Annotated in this window: 4 protein-coding genes and 4 tRNA genes; 3 read left to right on the forward strand and 5 right to left on the reverse strand. The window is 67.8% G+C overall.

Annotation, left to right across the window (positions count from 1 at the left end; translation table 11 throughout):
• Window positions 1–3 precede the first annotated feature (3 nt).
• Window positions 4–588 carry a helix-turn-helix domain-containing protein gene (locus ABZV91_RS09040; RefSeq protein ID WP_355237754.1) on the reverse strand — a complete coding sequence of 195 codons (585 nt, stop codon included), beginning with the start codon at window positions 586–588 and terminating at the stop codon, window positions 4–6.
• 77 nt (window positions 589–665) lie between these two features.
• Here ABZV91_RS09040 and ABZV91_RS09045 point away from each other — a divergent pair, with 77 nt between their 5' ends.
• Window positions 666–1,925, forward strand: coding sequence for an FAD-dependent monooxygenase (locus ABZV91_RS09045; protein WP_355237756.1), 1,260 nt, complete (start codon window positions 666–668; stop codon window positions 1,923–1,925).
• Between the two features lie 40 nt (window positions 1,926–1,965).
• On the opposite strand, the gene ABZV91_RS09050 is transcribed toward ABZV91_RS09045, so the two are convergent.
• Window positions 1,966–3,186 (reverse strand): hypothetical protein, encoded by a 1,221-nt coding sequence (locus ABZV91_RS09050; RefSeq protein ID WP_355237759.1) that lies wholly within the window; start codon window positions 3,184–3,186, stop codon window positions 1,966–1,968.
• A gap of 298 nt (window positions 3,187–3,484) precedes the next feature.
• Here ABZV91_RS09050 and ABZV91_RS09055 point away from each other — a divergent pair, with 298 nt between their 5' ends.
• Complete coding sequence (locus tag ABZV91_RS09055; RefSeq protein WP_355237761.1) at window positions 3,485–4,591, forward strand: hypothetical protein; 1,107 nt, start codon at window positions 3,485–3,487, stop codon at window positions 4,589–4,591.
• Between the two features lie 66 nt (window positions 4,592–4,657).
• Here ABZV91_RS09055 and ABZV91_RS09060 read toward each other — a convergent pair.
• From ABZV91_RS09060 to ABZV91_RS09070, 3 genes are all read right to left on the reverse strand, one after another.
• Window positions 4,658–4,732: transfer RNA gene (locus ABZV91_RS09060), tRNA-Val, on the reverse strand.
• 1 nt (window position 4,733) lies between these two features.
• A tRNA-Cys gene (locus tag ABZV91_RS09065) sits at window positions 4,734–4,804 on the reverse strand.
• Window positions 4,805–4,848: 44 nt separating this feature from the next.
• Window positions 4,849–4,921, reverse strand: a tRNA-Gly gene (locus ABZV91_RS09070).
• Window positions 4,922–5,241: 320 nt separating this feature from the next.
• Here ABZV91_RS09070 and ABZV91_RS09075 point away from each other — a divergent pair.
• Window positions 5,242–5,313: transfer RNA gene (locus tag ABZV91_RS09075), tRNA-Val, on the forward strand.
• Window positions 5,314–5,757: the final 444 nt, after the last annotated feature.

Raw genomic sequence — 5,757 nt, forward strand, 5'->3', positions numbered from 1 at the left:
ATCTCAGCGGACGGGGTTCGCCTCGTCCGCCGCGGGGTTTCCTCTGTCCAGGGCGGCGCACGCCGCGTCGAGCGCGGCGGTCCGCAGTTCTTCCACCGGCGTATCGGCGAGCAGGACCAGGCAGTCGCCGAGTCCGCCCAGCGCGACGAGGGCGCGGGCCCGATCGCCGAGTCCGGCGTCGGGACCGACCAGCAGGGTCGTGAGCCGACGGCGCCAGTCGACGACACGATCGAGGAATCCGAGTTCGGCCAGCGGCGCGATATCGCGCAACAGCAGCGCGGTGACCGCCCGGTGCCGGTAGGACACATCGAAATAGCGACCGAGTAGTTCTCGCGCGTCCACCGTTCCCTCCCCGGCGCGGGTCTCGTCCGCGGCGATCGCGGCCTCGGCCTCGTCGAACAGCGGTTGTATCAGGCTGCGCAGCAGGTCCTCGCGTGAGGAGAAGTGGTAGTACAGCGCGGGTTTGGTGAGTCCGAGTCGTTCGGCGATCTGGCGCAGGCTGGTCTCCCGGATGCCGTGCGCGGTGAACAGTTCGAGCGCGGCGGCCTGTAAGCGCTCGCGGGTTTCGCTGGATCGGGGTCTCGCCACCTTGTCACCCTAGCGTGTTGACCGCCCGGTAAGTAAACTCACTTACCTTCCGATAAGTAAACAAACTAGGGGATCGTATGGACGTCCTGATTTCCGGTGCGAGCGTGGCCGGGCCCGTCCTCGCCTATTGGCTCGATCGGTTCGGTTTCACGCCGGTGGTCGTCGAGCGCGCCGCTTTCCCGCGGCTGGGCCTGGGCGGTCACGCGGTGGATCTCTTCGCCCCGGCGACGGCGGTGATGGGTCATATGGGTTTGCTCGAGACGCTGCGGGAGGCGAGTACCGAATCGACCGCGCTCCGGCTCGAACGGCCGGGCAAACGGTCCATCACGGTGGACCTGCGCGATATCTCGGATGCTTTCGCCGACGGGCGGCACCTCGAGATCATGCGCGGCGAGCTGGCCGCGATCCTGCACGCGGCGACCGCCGGCCGCGTCGACTACCGCTTCGGTGATTCGATCGCCGAACTCGGCGATCACGGCGACGGCGTGGCGGTGCGGTTCGACAGTGGCGATCGCGCTCGGTTCGATCTGGTCATCGGGGCCGACGGAATGCATTCCAGAGTCCGGGAACTGGTTTTCGGACCGGAGCGGCACTGGCGGCAGCACCTGGGCGGCTACTTCGCGGTGGGCACCCTCCCGAACCATCGGGAACTCACCGGGCTGACACTCCTGTACAACGCCGTGGACCGGATCGCCGCGATGTATCCGGTCCGGCAGACCGGTCTGGCTCGTGCGGTGTTCCTGTTCCGGCGCGGGGAGGAACCGGAGTTCGACCCTCGTGACATCGATGCCCAGCGCCGGCTGTTGCGCGCGGAATACCGCGACGAAGGCTGGGATATACCGCTGCTGCTCGACGAGATGGACCGCGCCGAGGATTTCTATCTCGATTCCATCGCCCGGATCCGGCTGGACAGCTGGTCGCGTGGCCGGGTGGCGCTGGTGGGCGATGCCGGGTACGCACCCGGGCCGGCGGTCGGGGGCGGTACCTCGCTCGCCGTCGTCGGTGCCTACCTCCTCGCCCGCGCTCTGGCCGAAGCGGATGGTGATCACTCGGTGGCCTTTCCCGCCTACCGGGCCCCGGTCGAGGCGTACGCCCGGCGCTGTCGCGAGGTGGCGCCCGCGGTGCTGCGCCGGGGTATTCCCCGCTCCCGGGCCCAGTTGCGGTTCAGCGAAACGGCGATGCGTCTGCTCCCGCACATCCCACACTCGATCCGGACCCGTCTGATGGCCGGCAGCGCGAGCAGTACGCTCTCGTCGTTCACCGTGCCCGATCCGCCCGCGCGTACTCCGCCGCCACGGCCCGGTGGTTTCCGCGCCGGTCCCGCGCCGCTGCCGTGAAGCCTTCCCGCCGGGGCGAGGGCTCCGGACGGCGCGACCGCTACCCGGCCGTCAACCGGAACGGGCCCCGATCCCACCGCCATTCGTTGCGGATCACCAGGGCGATCAGGTCCACGATGTCGAACCCGCTGTCCGCCCGCAGCTGTCGCAGCGCGGGCAACCGGACCGGTCCCTCGGCGAGCATTTCGGTGAGCCGCTTCTCGACCCCCGTGGGCACGGGGTGGGCCGCCAGCTCCGGTTCGCCGAGACGACTGCCGGTCCAGAGCAACCAGCCCCAGCCGTTCTCGTGCGCCCGGGCGCGAGCCGCCGCGGATTTCCTCCGGTTCACATGAAAACCGATATGTCCCAGCGGTTGTTCGTCGATCAGTACCAGGCGGCCGTCGGTGAGCTCGGCGACCACGGTCGGGAAGTGCAGCTGTTCGGTGCCGTCGACCCGGTACCCGACGGCATCGGGATACTCCTGGAAGTTCCGGATCCGGTCGTCGGCGTCGAGCAGACGGAGCAGCCGGGCCTCGAGCCCGGAGTCGAAACCGATATCACGTCCGGGTTTGGCGAGATAGAACCGGCCGCGACCGTCGTCGTCCACATCGAATGTCCGTGCCGGGCCGGTGGGCAGTGGTGCGGGCGAAGCGGTTCCGCTGGGCCAATCGATCCGATCCGGCCAGGGTGCCGGCGGTCCGGCGGGTTCTCCGTCGGTGCGCAACCGGGACAGCAGATGGTTGGTCTTCTTGCGCCAGCCCACGATGCGCTGGGTGACGAAACCCGCGATCCGTTTCGCATCGGCCGCGGTATGCCCCGCCAGCCGCAATTTGAGATACGAAAGATCGTTGACCGCGATATCGGTATCGGTGGCGTAGGTTTCGGCCAGCAGTGCGCGAGTCAGGGCCGAATCCCGGGTGCCCACCGGGTAGCGCCGGGCGTACTCGGGAACCGGCAGCCGGCCGGCGCGTGCGGTGTGCCGGAGTAGTTCGCCGACCGCCTTGGTGTGCAGCTGGCGGGCCCGGTCCCGCGCGAAATCCAGTCGCGCGCCGATACGGGTGAGCGTTTCGGGGCGGTCCCCGGTGATGCCGAGCCGCAGGCGCAGAATCGTCGCGGCTCGTTCCCGGTCGGCCGCGTAATCGTCCACCAGTTCGGCCAGGGCGTGGCCGCACTCCTCGAGCTCGAAGGACAGATGCTCACGGAGATCGTCCGGGAACGATTCCCCGGTGTCCGTGGCGGCCGGACCGTCCGGCATCACGTCGCGGGCTGGTTCCGTCTGCACACACACCCCCTGTCGGGACCCGGCGGACCGGTCGGCTCGAGTTCGTGCGGGTCAGCTTAACCTTGTCCGCCGACAACCCCTGTGGTCGCGGTGACCGCCCGGCCGATGGTCGCGTACCGGCTGCTCGTGGTCCTCCTGTGCTCTAATGAGGTCTGCCGAGTAATCGCCCTGAGCAGTACCGGACCCATCGGCCGACGTGCGCGACGCGCACTCCGCCGGCTGAGCCCGCCACGACCCGCCGCCGCGATCCCCGGTTCCACCGGATTCGGCGCGCCGACCCCACGATGTGGAGGATTTCGTGCTGCACACCGATATTCCGACTCGCGGCGAGATCGAAGCGCTCGCCACCCTCACCGACGACTGGTGTGTATCGATCTACACCCCCACCGAATCGGACGTGGCCGATCCGGACCGCAATCGGATCGCTTTCTGGGATCAGGTCCGGCAGGCACTCGACCAGGTCACCGACGCGGCGGCGCGAACCGCCCTGGAGGAGGAATTCGACGCCCACATCGACGACGCCGAGTTCTGGCGCTACCAGTCGCGCACCCTGGTCGCCCTCGCCACACCGACCCGGATCCGCACCTTCCGGGTGCCCAACGAACTGAACGCCTCCCTCACGGTCGGCGATCGTTTCTACCTCAAACGCCTGCTCCGCGCGGTCACCTTCCCGCAGGTCGCGTTCGTCCTGGCGCTGGCCGAAGGCAGCGTCCGGCTGGTGGAGGTCACCGCCGACAAACCCGCGTACACGGTGCGGATACCCGGTCTGCCGGCCGGCGCGGCCGCCCACGCCGGCAAATCGAGCCTGGGTGATCGGGCGCCGAAGCGTCGTGTCCAGGGCGAAGAGGGTCGCAAGATGCGCGTCCGTCAGTACGCCCGCGCCGTCGATACCGAGCTCCGCGATTTCCTGTCCGGCCGCCACGTACCGCTCATCCTCGCGGCCACCGAACCGATCGACTCCCTGTTCCGCTCGGTGAACAGCTACGACGGTCTGCTCGCGGAGAGCATCTCCGGCAACCCGGAGCACGCCTCCGACCAAGAACTGGCCGAACGTTCCCGTGCGGTGCTGGACCGCCACTACGCCGCGCAACTGTCCGAACTGATCGAACTGCTGGACCGCCGGCGCAGCGAGGGCCGGGCCGCCACCGATATCTCCGATCTCGCCCGCGCGGCCACCGCGGGCGCCGTCGACACCCTGCTCGTGGATATCGACGCGTCGGTGCCGGGCACCGTAGCCGCCGACGGCGCGGTCACATTCGCCGAACAGGAGCCGATCGACGCGCCCGGCATCCTGGACGAGATAAGCCGCCGCGTTCTGCTCACCGGTGGCCGGGTGCTCGCCGTCCGTGCCGCGGACCTGCCCGCCGGGACACAGATCGCGGGCATACTCCGCTACGCGGCATAGCCGCCCCGAAAGGCAGTAGAGGCACTTTCCGAAGTGTTCGGAAAGTGCCTCTGAAGTGCTTTGAACTGGTGCGCGATACTGGGATTGAACCAGTGACCTCTTCCGTGTCAGGGAAGCGCTCTCCCGCTGAGCTAATCGCGCGAGGTGGAGACGGGAATCGAACCCGTGTGCACGGCTTTGCAGGCCGTTGCCTCACCACTCGGCCACTCCACCGCGCAAAGGGGGAAGGCATTCTATGCGCCTGGCCCTACCTCTCGAGCGGATGACGGGATTCGAACCCGCGACCCTCACCTTGGCAAGGTGATGCGCTACCAGCTGCGCTACATCCGCATTTTGCATCCCCGGTGGCCGTTTCCGTCCTCCGTGGTGCGAGACAGAACATTAGCCGACGTTCGGCGAAACCTACAAATCGCCTGGTAGATGCGGGTAAATAACAGACTTGTTATTTCCGTCGGCGTCGGCGCCGGCTCCGGTCTGCGCCGACTCGGCGGGCAGGTCGGGGACCGCGGCGACTGTCGCGAGTGTGCCCGAAGGTTCATCCCCGGCCCACCAGGGGAAGGGCAACCGGCTGATTTGGTGGCGAGCGGGTGGTGCGTGTTAAGGTTCCTACTCGTTCGGAGGTCTTCGAAGCCCACCGAGCGGTACGTCCCGGTCTCATAGCTCAGCGGGAGAGCGTCCGCCTCACACGCGGAAGGTCGCTGGTTCGATCCCAGCTGGGACCACCGAAATGCCCCCTGACGTTTTTAGTTCAGGGGGTATTTCATGTTTCAGCTGCAACTGGACGAATGTCCAATTTCGGCCTGTATTGGCCACTGTGTGCCGGTGTCAGGGCACGCGGGGCAGGGCAGGGACTCCACCGGGAACGGCGCCGTCATAGCGCCGTGGCACGGTAGTTTCGGAGTGAGCGACCATCACCTGGGCTCGTATTGCGCCGTCCGTCACCAGGTGGGCACGGTCTTCGTCGGCACCACACGTCATCGTTGGCATCGTGTGTTTGCGAAAGGGGTCGTGGGTGCGGAGTCTCGGTCTCGAGTGGAGTGGTGTCCGACATCGGATTCTACGGACCGTTGTCGTCTCTACTCTGGGCGGTGGTCACTGCCCAGGTGGTTTCGAGGGGCGCCCGGCATTGTGTGAACCCGGGGGAGACCCGTGGGTGCCGCCGGATG

It is taken from the genome of Nocardia sp. NPDC004568 (assembly GCF_040609955.1).
GTDB lineage: Bacteria > Actinomycetota > Actinomycetes > Mycobacteriales > Mycobacteriaceae > Nocardia.